Raw genomic sequence first — 15,520 nt, forward strand, 5'->3', positions numbered from 1 at the left:
AGATGTTTGCGAGGACTCCAATGACGATTTTGACTGCCGGCACGCGTGCTGCCTTGTTGGGCACGACCAGCCTTATTTTCCTAGGAATCAGCGCACATACATTACGCGCTCAGGAGGCGGGTGACGGCTTTCTCGGCACGTTGGTTCTGGGCGAGAGCAAGCGGGATGTTCTGACCGATACCGCCGTTCCGGTAACGGAAGTGGACCAAGAGGAAATTGATGACAGACAGGCGGGAACCGTCGCCGAACTGATCGACTCCGTACCGGGTGTCAGCCTGGTCAACGGTTCCACACCACAGGGTTCCGGCATCAATATTCGCGGATTCGGAGCGAATGGCACCTTTGGTACAGATAGCAAGGTGGCGGTGCAGGTCGACGGGGCGAGCGTCGGTGCGGAAAAGCTGTACCGCATCGGCACGCAACTGTTCACCGATCCATTTCTTTATAAAAGCGTGAGCGTGATCCGTGGTACGGTCGGCAGCTTTGAATATGGCTCTGGCATCGTTGGTGGTGTGGTAAAGCTGGAAACAAAAGATGCATCGGATTTGATGCAGGGCGAGATCGGGTATGCCCTTGGCCAGACGTTGGAGTTCAGCAGTAACGGCACCGGGATCACATCCTCAAGTGTTTTGGCATGGCAGCCAACACAGGACATGGAATTTCTGCTGAACTACACATGGCGTGATCAGGACAACCAGAAGGACGGGGGCGGTAACGCCATCGGCAACAGCGCCTTTTCCCTGCCATCAGGTCTGATCAAGGCGAAATATACCTTTGGCGAGAATCGCGATCAGTCCGTGACGCTCAGTTTTGCCAAAACTACGGCCAGCGACCGTGACGTGCCTTTTGACAGCTTTACTACCACTGCGAATGCATTTGGCCATGTTGACCGTGATACGGATTCAACAACGGCTGTTTTGACCTACAATTTCAATCCGGCAGACAATGACCTGATCGATCTTGATGTCGTATTGTCCTACGCGGACCAGCAGATTGATCAGCGGTATGTGCCGGGGACGTCACCACTGGAAAACACGCCAAGTGCGGCTGGGTTATTGGCCTTGGTCAATGCCGATCACCGCTATCAAACAACCAAACTGGCCTTTAAAAACACCAGCCTTTTCAACACTGGTGCCGTCAGCCACGACTTGCGTACAGGGCTTGAGCTTATCCGTCGTGAAAGACTTGACGCCAGTTCGGCGGCGGGTGGTGTTGACAATCGTTTAGCCCTGTTTGCTGTGGATGACATGCGGATTGGTGATGCGTGGACCGTAACACCTGCATTGCGGTATGAGTCGTCGAAAATTACAGGTTCGACCGCGCCCAATGATGGGACATTCAAAAGCGATGCAGTGATGGGCGGACTCTCGGTTCGCTACGCTTTTGGCAACGGTTTGGCGCTGTTCGGTAGCGCCGCATATACCGAAGGCTTGCCCATCATTGACGATCTGGATACCGCCTCGGCGATCACACAATCCGAAAAATCACGCACCTTTGAAATAGGTGCATCGTTTGATCGTTCGGACCTGTTCCAAAGTGGTGATAATTTCTCGATCAAAGGCGTAGTTTATCAAACCAGCCTTTACGACGTGACCAGCTATCTGGTGCCCGGCGTTCGCCCACCTGCACCGGCCCTGGACAAGATCGAAACCGAAGGTCTGGAAGTCGAAGTCTCTTACGCGATGGAAAGCGGCTTCTATCTGGACCTGAATGCAAACATGGTGAAAGGATCTGAATTTGGTCCCGGTTTGCCTGTAACAGACTGGCGCAATTCCCCTGCAGACAGCGTGAGGTTCACGCTTGGCAGGAAATTCGGGGATGAGTTGGATCTTAGCTGGGAAGTCGTGGCAAATACCTCGATTGACGGCGGGCGCGCTGCTACTTCGGGCTTTGGTGTCCACAATCTGCGCGCCACCTATATTCCGCAATCCGGGGTATTGAAGGATACGCAAATCCGTGTGGGGCTGGAGAACGTGTTTGACCGTGATTATACGCCCCATCTTTCCACGCGACCGGCACCGGGTCGCAATTTGAAACTCACCCTTTCCAAACTGTTCTGAGGATGATCATGGGCAAGAATATCGTCTTTGCCGCTGCGCTATCGTTGGGTGCGGCGGCTGCCTTGGCGCAGGATGTCGACCAACAGTTGACGGTCGAGCTGAATTCCGTGGCAAGTGCCGAGTCAGGATGCCTTCTGACCTTCATGGTGACCAACAGTTTTACCGACGCGATCGACAGCGCGATATTCGAGACCGTGCTTTTCACCACTTCAGGACAGGTGGACCGACTGACCCTATTCGATTTCGGCAACCTTCCTTCAGGACGGCCACGGGTACGCCAGTTTCAGGTGGATGGATTGCGTTGTGATGATCTTGGTCAAGTTTTGATCAACGGGGCCAGTACATGCCAGGTGGATGGTGCAGAAAGTTCGCACTGCGCCGCGCCAACTCTTAAAACCCGCACCGAAACGGAGTTTCTGGGATGAATTTTCTTCAGGCACTGCAAGATTTGATTGCCGAGGTGTTCAACCTTGGTGGTCCGGTAGTGGTATTGCTGATCGCCGTGTCGATCCTGACAACAGGCGTGGTTTTTTACAAAATCTGGCAATTCCGACAGGCCGGTGTCGGGCGTCACACGGCCTTGCAGGCTGCTATTGAATCCTGGGATCAAGGGGACCAGCCCAAGTCGTTCAGATTGTTGAACGACAGCACCAGCTACTTGGCCGCCGTGATCCGCATGGCAATGGAACATCACGTCGTTCCCGATATTGGTCAGCGGCTGGAGGCCGAGGCAGAGGCACGTTTTGCGGTGCTGGAGCGCGGATTCCGGCTGCTTGATTCTGTCGCGCAACTTGCGCCGCTGTTGGGTCTGTTCGGGACGGTTCTTGGCATGATCGAGGCTTTCCAGTCGCTCCAGGCTGCGGGAAGCCAGGTGGACCCGTCCTTGCTTGCGGGGGGGATCTGGGTGGCGCTGCTGACAACTGCTGTCGGCCTGGGAGTCGCGATGCCGACGTCCGTAATCTTGTCCTGGCTGGAAAGCCGTATGGCATCTGAACGCGTTTTGGCCGAACGGGCACTGGCGGCTATTCTCACACCCACTGGTGAGATGGGACCAGAACAGCGCAGTCAGCAGAACGCCGCGCCCAGCAGCCGGCCTGTTCTTCATGGCGCTTAGAGCTACATATCGCCGCCGGCCTTTGTCCATGACATCCCTGATTGATGTCATTTTTCTGTTGCTGTTGTTCTTCATGCTGTCCTCGACCTTTTCCAAATTTGCCGAAGTCGAACTGGCAGGCCCGGCGGGGCAGGGAGGCGGTGAAGCGGGCGACACATTGTTTGTGCAGGTCTCTGCGCAGGCGCTTCGTCTGAATACCGCATCCTTGCGCATCGAAGAGTTGCCTGCGCGGCTGAGGGAGTCAGCCGAAGACGGTGCTGCGCATGTCCTGCTCAGCCTGTCGGATAATGTTACCGCCCAGCGTCTGACGGAAGTATTGGTAGTCCTGCGCAGGCTGCCAGCGCTGAAGCTCAGCATCCTGGCCCCGAGATGAGACCTTCCTTGTCCCGTCGCCCCAAAGAGCCGACGATCGCACTGATCAACATCGTGTTCCTGATGCTGATCTTCTTTATGGTGGCAGGCACATTATCACCTTCAATGGACGATGATATAACGCTGGTCGATACGCAGGCACTGGAAGGGGCCGAGCCTCCAGATGCCCTGGTCATCGACAAGACCGGCCAATTGCGCCATCGTGGTATCGTGCTGACATCCGCAGCAGCCTATCTGGACCGGCCCGACAGCCGCCCCCGTGATGTCGTGCGTCTATTGCCGGATCGTGATCTGTCTGCCACTCAATTGTTGGCAATATCTGCCGAACTGCGTGCGGCGGGTGCCGGGCGGATCATTCTCGTGACCGAAAGGGCCTTGCAATGATTGTGCGGTCCCGTCTGGCTTTTGCGATCGTTCTTGGTGTTTCATCTGCCTTGCATCTTGGGGCGATGACATTGCTTTGGACCGCGCCTTCCCCCGAAATCGAAGGCGGGACGTTGATGGCGGAGACATCATTCGGATCAAGCTTTTCAGACCTTGCGGAAGGGGTACAGCAAGCGACCGAGACACTGAAGCAAGTCACCCCGAACACCGCGCCTGCCATTACGCGAGCCGTACAACCAGAACAGTTAACGGCCAGGTCGGTCGCTGTGCAGGCCACTCCTGCGGCTGCGCAGGCCAGCACACCGATCAGGGCGTTGAAAAGCTCAGAACATGCCAAATCACAACCCGTTCCTGGCGTGGTGCAACAACCAGCGCCAGTTTCTGCAAAAAAAGCGCAACCCGTGCAGCCCGAACTGACCGTTTCAGCTTTGCCTGAACCCGCCGCAACACCGGTTTCGGTCAGATCACGCATGCCTGCCAAACGCCCCGAGCCTTCAAATGTCAAACCGGTACGAAGTCGTTCCAAGCAGAAAGGAAATGCAAGCCGCAACGCCAAGGCAGGACAGCAGACTGGTCATGCAGCAAAACCTTCGCAGGCGCGCCAGGCAGGAAAAGCGGTTACGAAAAAGGCGCAGGGCGGTGCCGCTGCATCAAATTATCCTGGATTGGTCATGCAGCGTATCTCACGGGTTCCAAGGCCGCGAACATCCGCGCGTGGCGTCGCGGTGATCCGCTTCTCTATTGCTGCGAATGGGCGGCTGGCCTCGGCCAGCGTTGCCGGGTCTTCCGGGTCAGGGGCGCTTGATCAGGCGGCTTTGGCGGTGGTGCGCAAGGCACAGCCGTTTCCGCCGCCGCCCAACGGCGCACGCCGCAGCTATTCAATCAAGATCAAGGGCCGTTAGGGTCATCGCAGGTGCGCAGGACTGCCCCCGTCCGGCTAGTCAACAACGCAGTTCTGCATGCTGTCCGCCTTCAACGTGTTTTCCAGCGTCGCGCCTTGTCCCTTGGTCCACCAGACATCGCTACCAGATACATATTTTGCGCCTGACGCCGCTACCACATTTACGAAAATCCGGTCTGCGCCATCAAGGGGCAGGATTGCGAGGGAATTTGCTCCCGAATTGACATATTGTACCGTGAGGGCTGCGCCTTCTCCACAGGAATAGCTTTGCGATTGCACGCTATCCGAAGTGTCGGCGGCGAGCGGGATGGACAGGCTGACCTGCGCGGTTGCCGCGCTGGCGGTCGCCATAAGGGCAAGCGCCAATGATGTGATACGCATTCTGTAATCTCCTGCATGTGGCCAGTGCTGGCATGTGAGTGTACGGGTCTGGCGAAGGCTTCAAGTCATCGCCAAGGATCATGTATTGAGGATGCTGCGCAAGGCCTTGATTTCTTCCTCGACGATACCATGACCCTCGCCGGGATAGATTTGTGTGGTGACATCAGCACCCATATCGCTGAACGATTTCTGTGTTGTTTTCACACGAGCAAGCGGGATGTGCGGATCCCTCTCGTGACATCCCAGAAGCACGGGAGTTCCGTCCATTCGACCATCGTAAACGAACTCTTTTTCTACATGATTATAGAGCGCTTGCTGTCGCGTGCCGGTGCCGTCCTTAGTCCCGACAAGACCACCCGAAAGCCCGGCAACACCCGCAAAGCGCGTGCCTGCCCGCGCGGCATATTCCAGCGCAAGGCAGGCACCCTGGCTGAAGCCGAGAACGACAGTACGATCCGGCGAGATGCCTTCTTTGCCCAATTGCTGCGCGATATTTTCAATTACAGCCAAGGCCGACGACAACCCCGGCTCGTTGTTGGGCAAGGGGGCCAGAAAACTATCGGGCCACCATGAGTTGCCAGCGGCCTCGGGCGCGCGCACGGCGATGTCCGGCAGCCCCAGATGTTTGGCAAGGCGCAACATATCTTCTGGTGCGCCGCCCCGTCCATGCAACATGATCATGGCCAATCGCGCACGGGAAAGGGGGGCACCATCCGAGAGGAGGCGTCCTTGGCCATGTGGGTCATTGGTCATGTGGTTGTCCTTTTCGGGTTGGAGATCGAAGGCAGGATGCGTTCGATTCTGTCGCGCTGGGTTTCGTATTGGGCCGGGAGTTTTAGCGCTTGTCCCAGCGTTTCCATAGGTTCATCCGTGGTAAAACCGGGCGGATCGGTGGCAATTTCGAACAGGACACCACCGGGTTCGCGGAAATAGATTGCGTTGAAATACTGCCGGTCGATTTGCGGTGTCACATCAAAACCCTGGCTGCGCAGGATCTCTTGCCAAGTCTTTTGGACATCGTCGTTTTCCGCCCGAAAGGCAACGTGATGAATGGTTCCGGCTCCCTGCCTGCCAATGGAGGCGGCATTTGATGTGATCAAATCAATGGCCGAACCGCGCCCGTGCCCCTTGGCCTGAAACCGATGACGTTTCACGCCGCCGTCGGTTTCTTCACCGGCGCTGCTATAGCCGAAAACATCCGTTAACAGACGTGCAGTTCGGTCCGGCGCATCCAGCCATAGGGTGACGGAATGAAATCCGCCATCAACGGGTGTATCGTCGCCAGCCGCAAGGTCACCGGTTCCGCGATCCGTTTCAATCAGTTCGATCCGTAACCCGTCAGGATCGGTCAAAGCGATCATTTGTTCGCCAAACCTCTCAGTCGGTCCGTCGAAATCAATTGCTGCCTCGGCAAAGGCCATCATCCAGGAATTCAGGCCACCTATTGGCACCGCATAGGCGACCGCGCTGGCCATACCCGGTCCGGCGCGGCCAGGTCCGGCATCGACAAAGGGAAAGAACGTCAGGATGCTGCCCGGCTCGGCCTGTTTGTTGCCGTAATAAAGATGATAGGTGCCGGGATCGTCGAAATTCACGGTCTTTTTGACAAGCCGTTGCAGCATGGTACCGACATAGAAGTCGACGTTGCCCTGCGGTGGTCCGGAAATTGCAGTGACATGGTGAAGGCCCGGGATCGTCTGTGTCATGACTGCACCCTTTCATATGGTTTGGTTTTCAAGGGAAATGAACACCGCCCTCAGCGCGGCGCGGCTTACCGATATTGTCAGGTAACGGAATGAAATCCGCCTCATCCCCCGGCACAGTATCAAAGCGTCCTTTGGCCCATTCTTCCTTTGCGGCCTCGATCCTCTCTGGGCGTGAGGATACGAAGTTCCACCAGATATAGCGCGGACCTTCCATCGGTGCGCCGCCAAAGATCATGAACCGTGATGTTGTATGGGCGCGCACTGTGATTGCATCACCAGGGCGCAACACCAGAAGCTGGCCTTTTTCAAAACGGTCTCCTGCAATCTCGATCTCGCCCGAAATCGTGTAAAGGGCGCGTTCCTCATAGTCGGCGTCGATGGGCATGTTGTGTCCTGCCTGCAATTCGACATCGCCGTAGAGGGTTTCTGATGCGGTTTGCAGGTTTGACGATTTGCCAAAGGCTTGGCCGGCGATAATACGGGCTTTTATGCCGTCGCTGTCGAACATCGGCAGTTCATCAGATCCATAGTGAATGAACTCCGGTGCGGATTCCTCCTGTGCTTCGGGCAGGGCCATCCAGGTCTGCAATCCGAACAGTTTTTGGCCGTGTTTTTTCCTTTCGTCAGACGTACGCTCGGAATGTACGATGCCTTTGCCCGCCCGCATCCAGTTGACCGCACCTGGTTTGATGGTCTGTTCGGTTCCAAGTGAATCCCGGTGCAGGATTTCGCCCTCGAACAGATAGGTCAGCGTGGCAAGGTTGATATGCGGGTGAGGACGCACGTCGATGCCCTGATCTGTCAGAAACTCGGCAGGGCCCATCTGATCGAAAAAGATGAATGGGCCAACCATCTGTCGCTTGGTTGAGGGCAGGGCGCGACGGACTTCCATTTCGCCCAGATCAACCGCACGGGGCACGATCAGGGTTTCGATTGCGTTGACGCCATCTCTGTCTCCGAGAACAGGGTCGGGGCAAGGGGAATAACTCATCTCATGCAGCTCCTTGTTTGTTTTTCTGAATTCCTAGCAGTAGCATATGTTGCCGCGCCCGTATCGACGCGGCAACACAAATGTAAACCGCCCGCCAATGGTCTGAGTGTAGCGACCTGTGGTCAAAACTTCGAGGCGTCCGCGCGCAGGGTCGTGTGGTTGACCCCTGCCGCCCGCAGCCATGGGCTGCGTGCGGGTATCGTACCTGTCGGTCACCGGTTTTGTGCCGACAGGGATTTGCGGGCTTCCCTTTAGGCCAGTTTGGCGGCCACTTCGACAAGGCGGCGTGCCTGGTGACCGATGGCGGCTTTTGCGTCGTCAGAGAAAGCAGCACCCTGGGTATGGCTATAGCCATAGGGGTTGCCGCCAGTCTTGAAGATCACTTCATCCGTGTAACCGGGTGCCACGATGAATCCGCCCCAATGCATTGCTGTAATGTAAAAGGAACTCAGCGTGGTTTCCTGGCCGCCGTGATCGTTCTGCGCCGATGTCATTGCCGAAATCGGCTTGTTGGCCAGGCCACCCTTGCTCCAGACACCACCAAGCGTGTCGATGAAGGCGCGCATCTGGCTGGCCATCACGCCAAAGCGTGTTCCGGCAGAGATGAGATAGGCATTGGCCCATTCCATATCTTCGGCAGTGGCGTGGGGGATGTCAGCGGTGGCTTCGGCATGGGCCTTCCACGCGTCCTGACTGTTCACCGCTGCGGCAGGGGCGGTTTCAGGTGCCTTGAGAAGACGCACCTCAGCGCCCGCGACCTTTGCCGCCTCGGCAGCAATGGTCGCCATCTGATGATTGGTACCGTAGCTTGAATAATAGATGATTGCGAGCTTAACAGTCATGGGATTTCTCCTGTTTTTGGTGGATGGGTTGAGGTTGTGTGAAGTATAGGCTGACCACTGGATGCCGACCCGATTGCGGGTTTCGTTGTTTGTGCCCTTCAGTTTGAACGCCGGTTGCGAATGGCGTCGAGACTCCATGGGCCAGGGCCGGCAAAGACAATGTAAAGAAAGACAAAGCAGAACAGGATCGCGGCAGCGCCGTTATTGATGGAAGGAAAGAAGCTTTGCGGCGCATGTGCGATGAAATAGGCCACAGCCATCAAGCCCGAACAAACAAAAGCGGCTTGGCGGGTAAACAGGCCAACAAGCAGCAAGCCACCGCCGACCAGTTCGATCACACCAGCGATCCACGACAATGTAAACGCATCGGGAGCCCGATTTTGCGGAAAACCCAGGATCTTGTCCGTGCCGTATGAAAACAGGACGAGGGCCGCAATGATGCGCAACAGGCTCAGCATGCGTGGCGTCCAGACGGTTTCGAGGTTGTGGGCATTCATGTCGGGTTCCTTTCATTTTTCCGAAAACGGACCGGCGCTGCGCGCGTGGCAACACCGTTCCAAAGCATCAGTCCGTGATGACCGACAGTGTTTTCTCCAACTGCGGGCGCAGGTGGGCGTGTTGGTCGGGAAGCTTTAGAGCTTGGCCCAGATGGGCCAGGTCCTCGTCCCGATCAAAGCCGGGTTCGTTTGTTGCAATTTCAAAGAGAACTCCGCCGGGCGTGCGAAAGTAGATCGCCCAAAAGTAGTCCCGGTCAATGACAGGAGTGACATGGGCCCCTGCTGCGAGCAGTGCCTTGCGTACTTCTGCCTGTACTTCGCGATTCTCTACCGCAAAGGCGACGTGGTGAACAGAGCCTGCTCCCTCGCGGGCCGGTGCGGCACCAGGAAGCACCTCAATATCTATAATGTCGGCTCCATTGCCGTTCTCAAGACCCATGCGGATCAGCGCACCTTCCCGATCAATTTCTTGATACCCCATGAAGGTCAGAAGCCTGGCCGTGGCCGCGCCATCACGCAGCCGCATGGTGACACCGCGAAAGCCATGGACACCCTTGTCGGTCGGAACGGGACCGTCGGCATAGGGCGGACGTGCATCTCCTGATACTTCGACAAGTGCAAAGCCATCGCCGTCAGGACCCGCAAACCGAAGCCGCTTCTCCCCGAACTGTATCACCTCTTCGAGGCCATCAACCCCCGCGAGGGCAAGTCGATCACGCCAATAGGGGAGCGCGTTTTCAGGCACTGCAAAGGCCGTTTCGCTGACTTCGCCTGTGCCGCGGCGGCCCTTCACGATATGTGGGAAAGGAAAATAGGTCATTACAGATCCCGGGGTACCGGTCGCGTCGCCGTAATATAGGTGATAGACATCCGGTGCATCAAAGTTGACTGTTTTCTTGACCCGGCGCATGCCGAGCAGCTTGGTAAAGAAATCGTTATTTTCCTGTGCATCCGCGGCCATTGATGTGACGTGGTGCAGGCCTTTGATCTGGGTGAGCATGACGGGCTCCTTCCTGGCTTATGTTGCTTGCTCAAGACATAGGGCATCCAATCATTTAGCAGAATAGGTATAATATTGCATTGACTGTTGCAGTATGCGTAATAATGAGATCATGGGTGAACTGGAATCTATTCGCGTCTTTCTCGCTGTGGCTGAACTGGAAAGTTTTGCCGGTGCGGCACGCCAGCTTGGCATGACGCCTGCCTCTGTCACGCGCACGGTTGCGGCGCTTGAGGACAGGTTGAACCTGCAATTGCTGGTGCGCACGACACGGCGGGTTTCGTTGACATCTGCAGGGGCGCTTTATGCTGCACGGGTGACGCCACTGGCAAAGGGTCTGGCATCTGCCGTCGAAGAGACACGCGAGGCGCAGGGCATGACAGCGGGTCGTATCCGGATCAGTGCGCCCATTTCACTAGGGCTCGAGGTGCTGCCCACTGTCCTGACGCAATTCGCAACACTGCACCCCAAGACCCATGTCGCAGTAAGCCTGTCTGACAGGTTCGTTGATATAGTCGAAGAAGATTTCGATCTGGCCATCCGGGTTTCAGGACCGCCGAATGACAAATCAACCATCTGGCGCAAGATTTGCAAGGTCCCGCGCGTCCTTGTCGCCTCGGCTGATTATGGCGCTGTAAAGGGGCTGCCAGATTCGCCCGATGATCTGCACCGGTTTGACTGTCTCAGCTATGATGCTGAAACACGGGAAGAGACCTGGGAACTGTCCAAAGGCGGATCCCATCGCAGTCACAAAGTTGACGGGACTTTCAGTGTCAATAACGGCGATCTGTTGGCGAAACTTGCGTTGAACGGAGAAGGTATTGCCCTGTTGCCGCGTTTTATTGTCGCCGCAGATCTGGACGCGGGCCGGCTGATTGAGGTTTTGCCTGACTGGTCGATTTCCGAAATCTGGCTAACGCTTTATTATCCGCCCTATAATCGGTTGCCTCTGCGGGTGGCGACGTTCTCCGACTTCTTTGAAACCCATGTGAAAGAGACCTGCAAACTGTGAAAAGGATATGCCGCTTCTCACTGCCATGAGGGGCAGCCAAGAGCGGTATTCATGCCAATCTGTGCCCTCTAATGACAGGGTCGTCTAGAAATCCAGTTCGATCCAGACTGGTACATGGTCCGAAGGTTTTTCCAAGGCCCGAATCTCTTTGTCGATCTGACAGTCGCGCAGCCAATCTGCCACGGCTGGACTAAGCAGGAAATGGTCGATGCGGATGCCGTTGTTGCGATTCCAGGCACCAGCCTGATAGTCCCAGAAACTATAGTGTCCTGGCCCCTGTGTGCGGGCGCGGAATGCATCGGTCAGACCGAGGTTCACCAATTTGCGCCAGGCAGCGCGTGATTGCGGGCGAAACAGCGCATCCTCACGCCAACTGTCGGGCTTTGCTGCATCTTCAGCCTGGGGAATGATGTTATAGTCGCCTGCCATCAAGAATGGAGTTTCGGCCTTCAAGAGTGTCTTGGCCCGATCCTGCAGGCGTTCCATCCAGGCCAGCTTGTAGTCGTATTTCGGACCAGGAGCTGGGTTGCCGTTGGGCAGGTACAGCCCGCAGATCCGCAGGGCATCCCTTTCGCCGATCACGGTGGCCTCGATCCAGCGCGCCTGCACGTCGCTGTCATCACCCGGCAGACCTCTTGTGACATCTTCGAGGGGATATTTGGACAGGATCGCAACACCGTTGAATGATTTCTGACCATGGGTGTGCACGTTATAGCCGCGCTCTTCGAAGATGTCGGACGGAAATGTCTCATCAACCGATTTTATTTCCTGCAACAGGACCACATCCGGTTGGGCAGAGTCCAGCCAGGCGGGCAGGGCGTCAATGCGGGCTTTGATCCCGTTGATGTTGAAGGTTGCGATCTTCATCTTCGTCTCCGCCAAATCCCGTTACGCGTCAGATCCCGCTAGTAGCCCGCTTCACCTTAGGGTGATTCTCATCGGGCTAAATCAACTTTTGGTTGCACATGTCCACCAGTTTGTAGGGAAACAGTCGCGGTCACTTACTGTGTGTAACTCTTTTGTTTACTGTGGAAAACCCTCATTTATCGTCCAGGGTCGCGCTACTGTGGCCGGAGGTCAATGTGTGTGATCTTGTGGACAAAAGAAAGTCGAAAAAATTCCATTTGGCAGAACGATTTTGACGGGCAACGCTGAGTTTGCTGCAACTTATGATTGCGGTTTTTCACATCCAAAAGGAGTATAACCATGACAGCACTTGCACGTTCTTCCGTATTTGCCGCCTCACGAACAGCCGATGCCCATAGCATTGACTCTGGTGCAGGGGTGGAGATGTTCAGTTCCGGATCGCTCGCTTCTACTGCTGATATGATGGCGGGGGACGGTCTTGAGATGTTCACCTGCAGCGTCCTGGGCGCAGGGGCTGACGTGATGGACGGTGACAAGGTGGAAATGTTCACTTGTAGCGTACTTAACATGCGATCCGCAGTTATGGATGGTGACCAGACAGGGCTGTATACCTGCAGCGTCTGATCATCTTGTCACGTTCCAACGGGTCCAGTGAATTGATGCTGGACCTGTTCAATCCCCCGAAATCAGGCTTGCCATGACCAATATCATTACCTTCCCGCCCGTTGACTGCCTGCCAGTCGGGCACGGATGTCGGGATATGAACCTGCAGATACTCGTAAATGCTGTGGCAACAGAGCGGCGCCTACCTGACGACGTCTTCTGGCTCAAGGAAAACGCGGAACTGCTGGGCGTACTGGCGTCCACCCAAGCGCATCGCGCACCGCTTGATCTGACCCCCTATGCCGAGTTTTACGAGCGGATCGACCAACAGCTCCGGTTCTTTCCGCAATATTACCGGTTTTATCTTTCGCTTTGTCTGGACCTGGAAGATCTCGGCTTTGACGGCAACAAGGGGGAGGCCTTGTGTCATTGGGTTGCCCGAAAAGAACTGGCTCAAGCGGAACTGTCAGATTTGCAGCGCGGCGAAGCCTGTCGATTGCTGGCACGACGTGGCGCAGGTGATGTCCTGACGCGAACCAAGGTGGCACAGCGGCTGCGCAGCTTTTCCGAACGGGTGGAAACCTTTGCCTTGCCTAACAAAAAAGCGGCCTATGAACTGACCCATATCGTGTTCTACCTGTCAGATTACGGCAAGACCGACCCGGCGCTGAGCGCGGCGACCTTGACCAGCCTTGAATTTGCCGGGGTTCTGGCCTTTCTGGACCAAAATCATGATTTGCTTGCCGAAGTCTGTATTGCGCTGACATTTGCCGGGACCACTCCCAACAGGGCATGGATCCGCACGATTGAAAAGACCCATGGGCAAATCCTGCCGACGGCGGGAAGGGCCGAGGAAACAAAGCAAGATGCCTATCATGCCTATTTGATGACAGGTTGGGCGCAGGCCGTGTCGGGAGAAACCGGTTTTGACGCACCGGTACCGAATGGTCCCTTGTATTTTCGTGCAACATCCAGGCCCGTCAGCGCGCTGCGGCCATTGTCAGAATGTCTGTATGAGTTGGGCGCACGACGCAGCGGCGATTGGGCATCCATGCGTGGTCGTATCATGCCGCTGCTTGCACGACAAAGTCGTGACATATTGCAGGCTACAGAGGCGTCGACTGGTAAGTTTGATGTGTTTTTCGAAGCTTTTGCACGGGCTGGCAATCGCTGGGCGGTCGGGGCGGGCTAATGCTACATCGAAAATGAAGTACCACAGCCACAAGCCGAAGTCGCATTTGGATTTTCAATGACAAAACGGGCACCGATCAATTCTTCCGAAAAATCAATCACGGCATTTGCGAGGAAAGGCAGGGAGATACTGTCAACCACAACTTTCTGGCCTGATCCTTCCAGCACCAGATCATCCGCTTTGGGGTCGTCCAGTTCAATTTCGTATTGAAATCCCGAACATCCACCACCTTCCACTGCGACACGCAGGGCTTTGCCCTGTTCGGACGCGCCGATCTCTGCAAGACGTTCGAAAGCACGTGGTGTCACTTTGGGCGGCAGGTTCATTTTAAGCTCTCGGTTTTAATCGCTCGGTTCCTACAATATAGAAGTGCAAGGGACAGGCCACAAGGACCAGCCGCGATGCGCGCACTTTTTGCCTCTGATCCTGCACAGGCCATGGGACGGCGCGTGCCGGAGGAGGAAAGCACCTTTCGTTCTTGCTATCAGCGGGACCGGGACAGAATTATTCATGCCAGCGCCTTTCGACGGCTCAAGCATAAGACGCAGGTTTTCGTTGAGCACGAAGGCGATTATTACCGCACGCGCCTGACCCATTCGATTGAAGTGGCACAGGTGGCCCGCACAATTTCAGGAGCCCTGGGCTTGAACAGTGAACTGACCGAGGCTGTCGCCCTGGCGCATGATCTGGGGCATACGCCGTTTGGACATACGGGTGAAGATGCTTTGCACCTGCTTATGTCTCCTTACGGTGGATTTGATCACAACGCGCAGGCGATCAAGATTGTGACCTCGCTTGAACGTCATTATGCTGAATTCGATGGACTTAACCTGACATGGGACACCTTGGAAGGGATTGCCAAGCACAACGGGCCGGTTGTTGGCGATTTGCCATATGCGCTTGCCGAATATAATGCGGTGCATGATCTTGAATTACACACCCATGCGAGTGCTGAGGCACAGGTTGCGGCCCTGTCCGACGATATTGCCTATAACAATCATGACCTGCACGATGGCTTGCGCGCGCAGTTGTTCAGCGAAGAAGAAATTGCGCAGCTCCCCTTGATCGGCGCCGCCTATGCCGAGGTCGATACGAGGTATCCTGATACCGATCCTTACCGCCGCCGCCACGAGGCATTGCGACGCGTGTTTGGTATGATGGTCGCGGATGTCATTGAAACCTCAAGGCAATTACTGGCCGAAGCGGATGCCGGATCTGCGGCCGGGATCCGTCGCCTCGGGTACCCCGTCATTCGTTTTTCACCTCAGATGTGGCAGGATATTCGCGCAATTCGTAATTTTCTGTTTGCCCGTATGTATCGGGCACCGTCAGTTATGGAAAAACGCGCCGAGGTGACGGTTGTGGTTGAGGAACTCTTCCCTTTGTTTTTGGAGAATCCCGACCTGTTGCCGCGACATTGGGCCCGCGAGATCGAAGCCGCCGCTCAGGACCGGACGACCCTGGCGCGCATGGTCAGCGACTATATCGCGGGCATGACCGACCGTTTTGCATATGCAGAACATGCGCGACTGGTCGGTGGGAAGGCCTGATAGGGGTTGAGTGCGGTTCTTGAGGTGATAGATGAGGCGTGAATAAGG

The 15,520-nt window shown here is 56.0% G+C and carries 19 protein-coding genes; 10 read left to right on the forward strand and 9 right to left on the reverse strand.

Annotation, left to right across the window (positions count from 1 at the left end):
* The first annotated feature begins 20 nt into the window (after positions 1-20).
* Genes OS190_RS08125 through OS190_RS08150 form a run of 6 tightly spaced genes read left to right on the forward strand, consistent with a single transcriptional unit; the run spans position 21 to position 4,832 of the window.
* On the forward strand, positions 21-2,060 hold the full coding sequence (locus OS190_RS08125; RefSeq protein WP_267158153.1) for a TonB-dependent receptor domain-containing protein: 2,040 nt from the start codon (positions 21-23) through the stop codon (positions 2,058-2,060).
* 8 nt (positions 2,061-2,068) lie between these two features.
* Positions 2,069-2,485 carry a hypothetical protein gene (locus OS190_RS08130; RefSeq protein ID WP_267158154.1) on the forward strand — a complete coding sequence of 139 codons (417 nt, stop codon included), beginning with the start codon at positions 2,069-2,071 and terminating at the stop codon, positions 2,483-2,485.
* Positions 2,482-3,174, forward strand: a complete 693-nt coding sequence (locus OS190_RS08135; RefSeq protein WP_267158155.1) for a MotA/TolQ/ExbB proton channel family protein — start codon at positions 2,482-2,484, stop codon at positions 3,172-3,174. Before OS190_RS08130 ends, OS190_RS08135 begins: the two co-directional genes overlap by 4 nt.
* Positions 3,175-3,202: 28 nt before the next feature.
* A complete protein-coding gene (locus tag OS190_RS08140) occupies positions 3,203-3,547 on the forward strand; it encodes a biopolymer transporter ExbD (protein WP_267158156.1) in 345 nt (114 codons plus the stop codon).
* 8 nt (positions 3,548-3,555) lie between these two features.
* The gene (locus OS190_RS08145) at positions 3,556-3,930 is read left to right on the forward strand and encodes an ExbD/TolR family protein (RefSeq protein ID WP_323370638.1); all 375 of its coding nucleotides are present in this window, start codon (positions 3,556-3,558) and stop codon (positions 3,928-3,930) included.
* Positions 3,927-4,832, forward strand: coding sequence for an energy transducer TonB family protein (locus OS190_RS08150; protein WP_267158158.1), 906 nt, complete (start codon positions 3,927-3,929; stop codon positions 4,830-4,832). The genes OS190_RS08145 and OS190_RS08150 overlap by 4 nt, the downstream gene beginning before the upstream one ends.
* 35 nt (positions 4,833-4,867) lie before the next feature.
* Here the strand turns inward: OS190_RS08150 and OS190_RS08155 are convergent, their stop codons facing one another.
* The 7 genes from OS190_RS08155 to OS190_RS08185 form a co-directional block, all read right to left on the reverse strand.
* A complete protein-coding gene (locus tag OS190_RS08155; protein ID WP_267158159.1) occupies positions 4,868-5,212 on the reverse strand; it encodes an MliC family protein in 345 nt (114 codons plus the stop codon).
* Between the two features lie 78 nt (positions 5,213-5,290).
* Positions 5,291-5,965 (reverse strand): alpha/beta hydrolase, encoded by a 675-nt coding sequence (locus OS190_RS08160; protein WP_267158160.1) that lies wholly within the window; start codon positions 5,963-5,965, stop codon positions 5,291-5,293.
* Positions 5,962-6,918 (reverse strand): ring-cleaving dioxygenase, encoded by a 957-nt coding sequence (locus tag OS190_RS08165; protein ID WP_267158161.1) that lies wholly within the window; start codon positions 6,916-6,918, stop codon positions 5,962-5,964. Before OS190_RS08165 ends, OS190_RS08160 begins: the two co-directional genes overlap by 4 nt.
* 28 nt (positions 6,919-6,946) lie before the next feature.
* Positions 6,947-7,909, reverse strand: coding sequence for a pirin family protein (locus OS190_RS08170; protein WP_267158162.1), 963 nt, complete (start codon positions 7,907-7,909; stop codon positions 6,947-6,949).
* A gap of 251 nt (positions 7,910-8,160) precedes the next feature.
* Positions 8,161-8,751, reverse strand: coding sequence for an NAD(P)H:quinone oxidoreductase type IV (gene wrbA, locus OS190_RS08175; RefSeq protein ID WP_267158163.1), 591 nt, complete (start codon positions 8,749-8,751; stop codon positions 8,161-8,163).
* A 98-nt stretch (positions 8,752-8,849) separates the two neighbouring features.
* A complete protein-coding gene (locus tag OS190_RS08180; protein ID WP_267158164.1) occupies positions 8,850-9,248 on the reverse strand; it encodes a DoxX family protein in 399 nt (132 codons plus the stop codon).
* Positions 9,249-9,315: 67 nt separating this feature from the next.
* The gene (locus tag OS190_RS08185) at positions 9,316-10,248 is read right to left on the reverse strand and encodes a VOC family protein (protein WP_267158165.1); all 933 of its coding nucleotides are present in this window, start codon (positions 10,246-10,248) and stop codon (positions 9,316-9,318) included.
* 94 nt (positions 10,249-10,342) lie between these two features.
* Here OS190_RS08185 and OS190_RS08190 point away from each other — a divergent pair, with 94 nt between their 5' ends.
* Positions 10,343-11,260, forward strand: coding sequence for a LysR family transcriptional regulator (locus OS190_RS08190; RefSeq protein WP_267158166.1), 918 nt, complete (start codon positions 10,343-10,345; stop codon positions 11,258-11,260).
* Positions 11,261-11,344: 84 nt separating this feature from the next.
* Here OS190_RS08190 and xth read toward each other — a convergent pair whose 3' ends face one another.
* Positions 11,345-12,127 carry an exodeoxyribonuclease III gene (gene xth / locus OS190_RS08195; protein ID WP_267158167.1) on the reverse strand — a complete coding sequence of 261 codons (783 nt, stop codon included), beginning with the start codon at positions 12,125-12,127 and terminating at the stop codon, positions 11,345-11,347.
* A 339-nt stretch (positions 12,128-12,466) separates the two neighbouring features.
* Between xth and OS190_RS08200 the strand changes: the two genes are divergently transcribed.
* A complete protein-coding gene (locus OS190_RS08200) occupies positions 12,467-12,751 on the forward strand; it encodes a DUF6749 family protein (protein ID WP_267158168.1) in 285 nt (94 codons plus the stop codon).
* 73 nt (positions 12,752-12,824) lie between these two features.
* The gene (locus tag OS190_RS08205) at positions 12,825-13,922 is read left to right on the forward strand and encodes a DUF6902 family protein (RefSeq protein WP_416237378.1); all 1,098 of its coding nucleotides are present in this window, start codon (positions 12,825-12,827) and stop codon (positions 13,920-13,922) included.
* Between the two features lie 2 nt (positions 13,923-13,924).
* Here the strand turns inward: OS190_RS08205 and OS190_RS08210 are convergent, their stop codons facing one another.
* Complete coding sequence (locus OS190_RS08210) at positions 13,925-14,248, reverse strand: HesB/IscA family protein (protein ID WP_267158170.1); 324 nt, start codon at positions 14,246-14,248, stop codon at positions 13,925-13,927.
* A gap of 75 nt (positions 14,249-14,323) precedes the next feature.
* Here OS190_RS08210 and OS190_RS08215 point away from each other — a divergent pair, with 75 nt between their 5' ends.
* Positions 14,324-15,472: a deoxyguanosinetriphosphate triphosphohydrolase gene (locus tag OS190_RS08215; protein ID WP_267158171.1), complete on the forward strand. Its 1,149-nt coding sequence runs from the start codon at positions 14,324-14,326 to the stop codon at positions 15,470-15,472.
* The last annotated feature ends 48 nt before the right edge of the window (positions 15,473-15,520 follow it).

The sequence above is a fragment of the Sulfitobacter sp. F26204 genome (genome assembly GCF_026410305.1).
In the GTDB taxonomy this organism is placed as follows: Bacteria; Pseudomonadota; Alphaproteobacteria; order Rhodobacterales; family Rhodobacteraceae; genus Sulfitobacter.

Excerpts from the sequence above, each read along its gene's own strand:
- OS190_RS08200 (WP_267158168.1), top strand. The coding sequence starts at position 12,467 with ATGACAGCACTTGCACGTTCTTCCGTATTTGCCGCCTCACGAACAGCC.
- OS190_RS08170 (WP_267158162.1), bottom strand. The coding sequence starts at position 7,909 with ATGAGTTATTCCCCTTGCCCCGACCCTGTTCTCGGAGACAGAGATGGC.
- OS190_RS08210 (WP_267158170.1), bottom strand. The coding sequence starts at position 14,248 with ATGAACCTGCCGCCCAAAGTGACACCACGTGCTTTCGAACGTCTTGCA.
- OS190_RS08155 (WP_267158159.1), bottom strand. The coding sequence starts at position 5,212 with ATGCGTATCACATCATTGGCGCTTGCCCTTATGGCGACCGCCAGCGCG.
- OS190_RS08135 (WP_267158155.1), top strand. The coding sequence starts at position 2,482 with ATGAATTTTCTTCAGGCACTGCAAGATTTGATTGCCGAGGTGTTCAAC.
- OS190_RS08205 (WP_416237378.1), top strand. The coding sequence starts at position 12,825 with ATGACCAATATCATTACCTTCCCGCCCGTTGACTGCCTGCCAGTCGGG.
- OS190_RS08130 (WP_267158154.1), top strand. The coding sequence starts at position 2,069 with ATGGGCAAGAATATCGTCTTTGCCGCTGCGCTATCGTTGGGTGCGGCG.
- OS190_RS08160 (WP_267158160.1), bottom strand. The coding sequence starts at position 5,965 with ATGACCAATGACCCACATGGCCAAGGACGCCTCCTCTCGGATGGTGCC.
- xth (WP_267158167.1), bottom strand. The coding sequence starts at position 12,127 with ATGAAGATCGCAACCTTCAACATCAACGGGATCAAAGCCCGCATTGAC.
- OS190_RS08165 (WP_267158161.1), bottom strand. The coding sequence starts at position 6,918 with ATGACACAGACGATCCCGGGCCTTCACCATGTCACTGCAATTTCCGGA.
- OS190_RS08125 (WP_267158153.1), top strand. The coding sequence starts at position 21 with ATGACGATTTTGACTGCCGGCACGCGTGCTGCCTTGTTGGGCACGACC.
- wrbA (WP_267158163.1), bottom strand. The coding sequence starts at position 8,751 with ATGACTGTTAAGCTCGCAATCATCTATTATTCAAGCTACGGTACCAAT.
- OS190_RS08215 (WP_267158171.1), top strand. The coding sequence starts at position 14,324 with ATGCGCGCACTTTTTGCCTCTGATCCTGCACAGGCCATGGGACGGCGC.
- OS190_RS08140 (WP_267158156.1), top strand. The coding sequence starts at position 3,203 with ATGACATCCCTGATTGATGTCATTTTTCTGTTGCTGTTGTTCTTCATG.
- OS190_RS08150 (WP_267158158.1), top strand. The coding sequence starts at position 3,927 with ATGATTGTGCGGTCCCGTCTGGCTTTTGCGATCGTTCTTGGTGTTTCA.
- OS190_RS08190 (WP_267158166.1), top strand. The coding sequence starts at position 10,343 with ATGCGTAATAATGAGATCATGGGTGAACTGGAATCTATTCGCGTCTTT.
- OS190_RS08180 (WP_267158164.1), bottom strand. The coding sequence starts at position 9,248 with ATGAATGCCCACAACCTCGAAACCGTCTGGACGCCACGCATGCTGAGC.
- OS190_RS08185 (WP_267158165.1), bottom strand. The coding sequence starts at position 10,248 with ATGCTCACCCAGATCAAAGGCCTGCACCACGTCACATCAATGGCCGCG.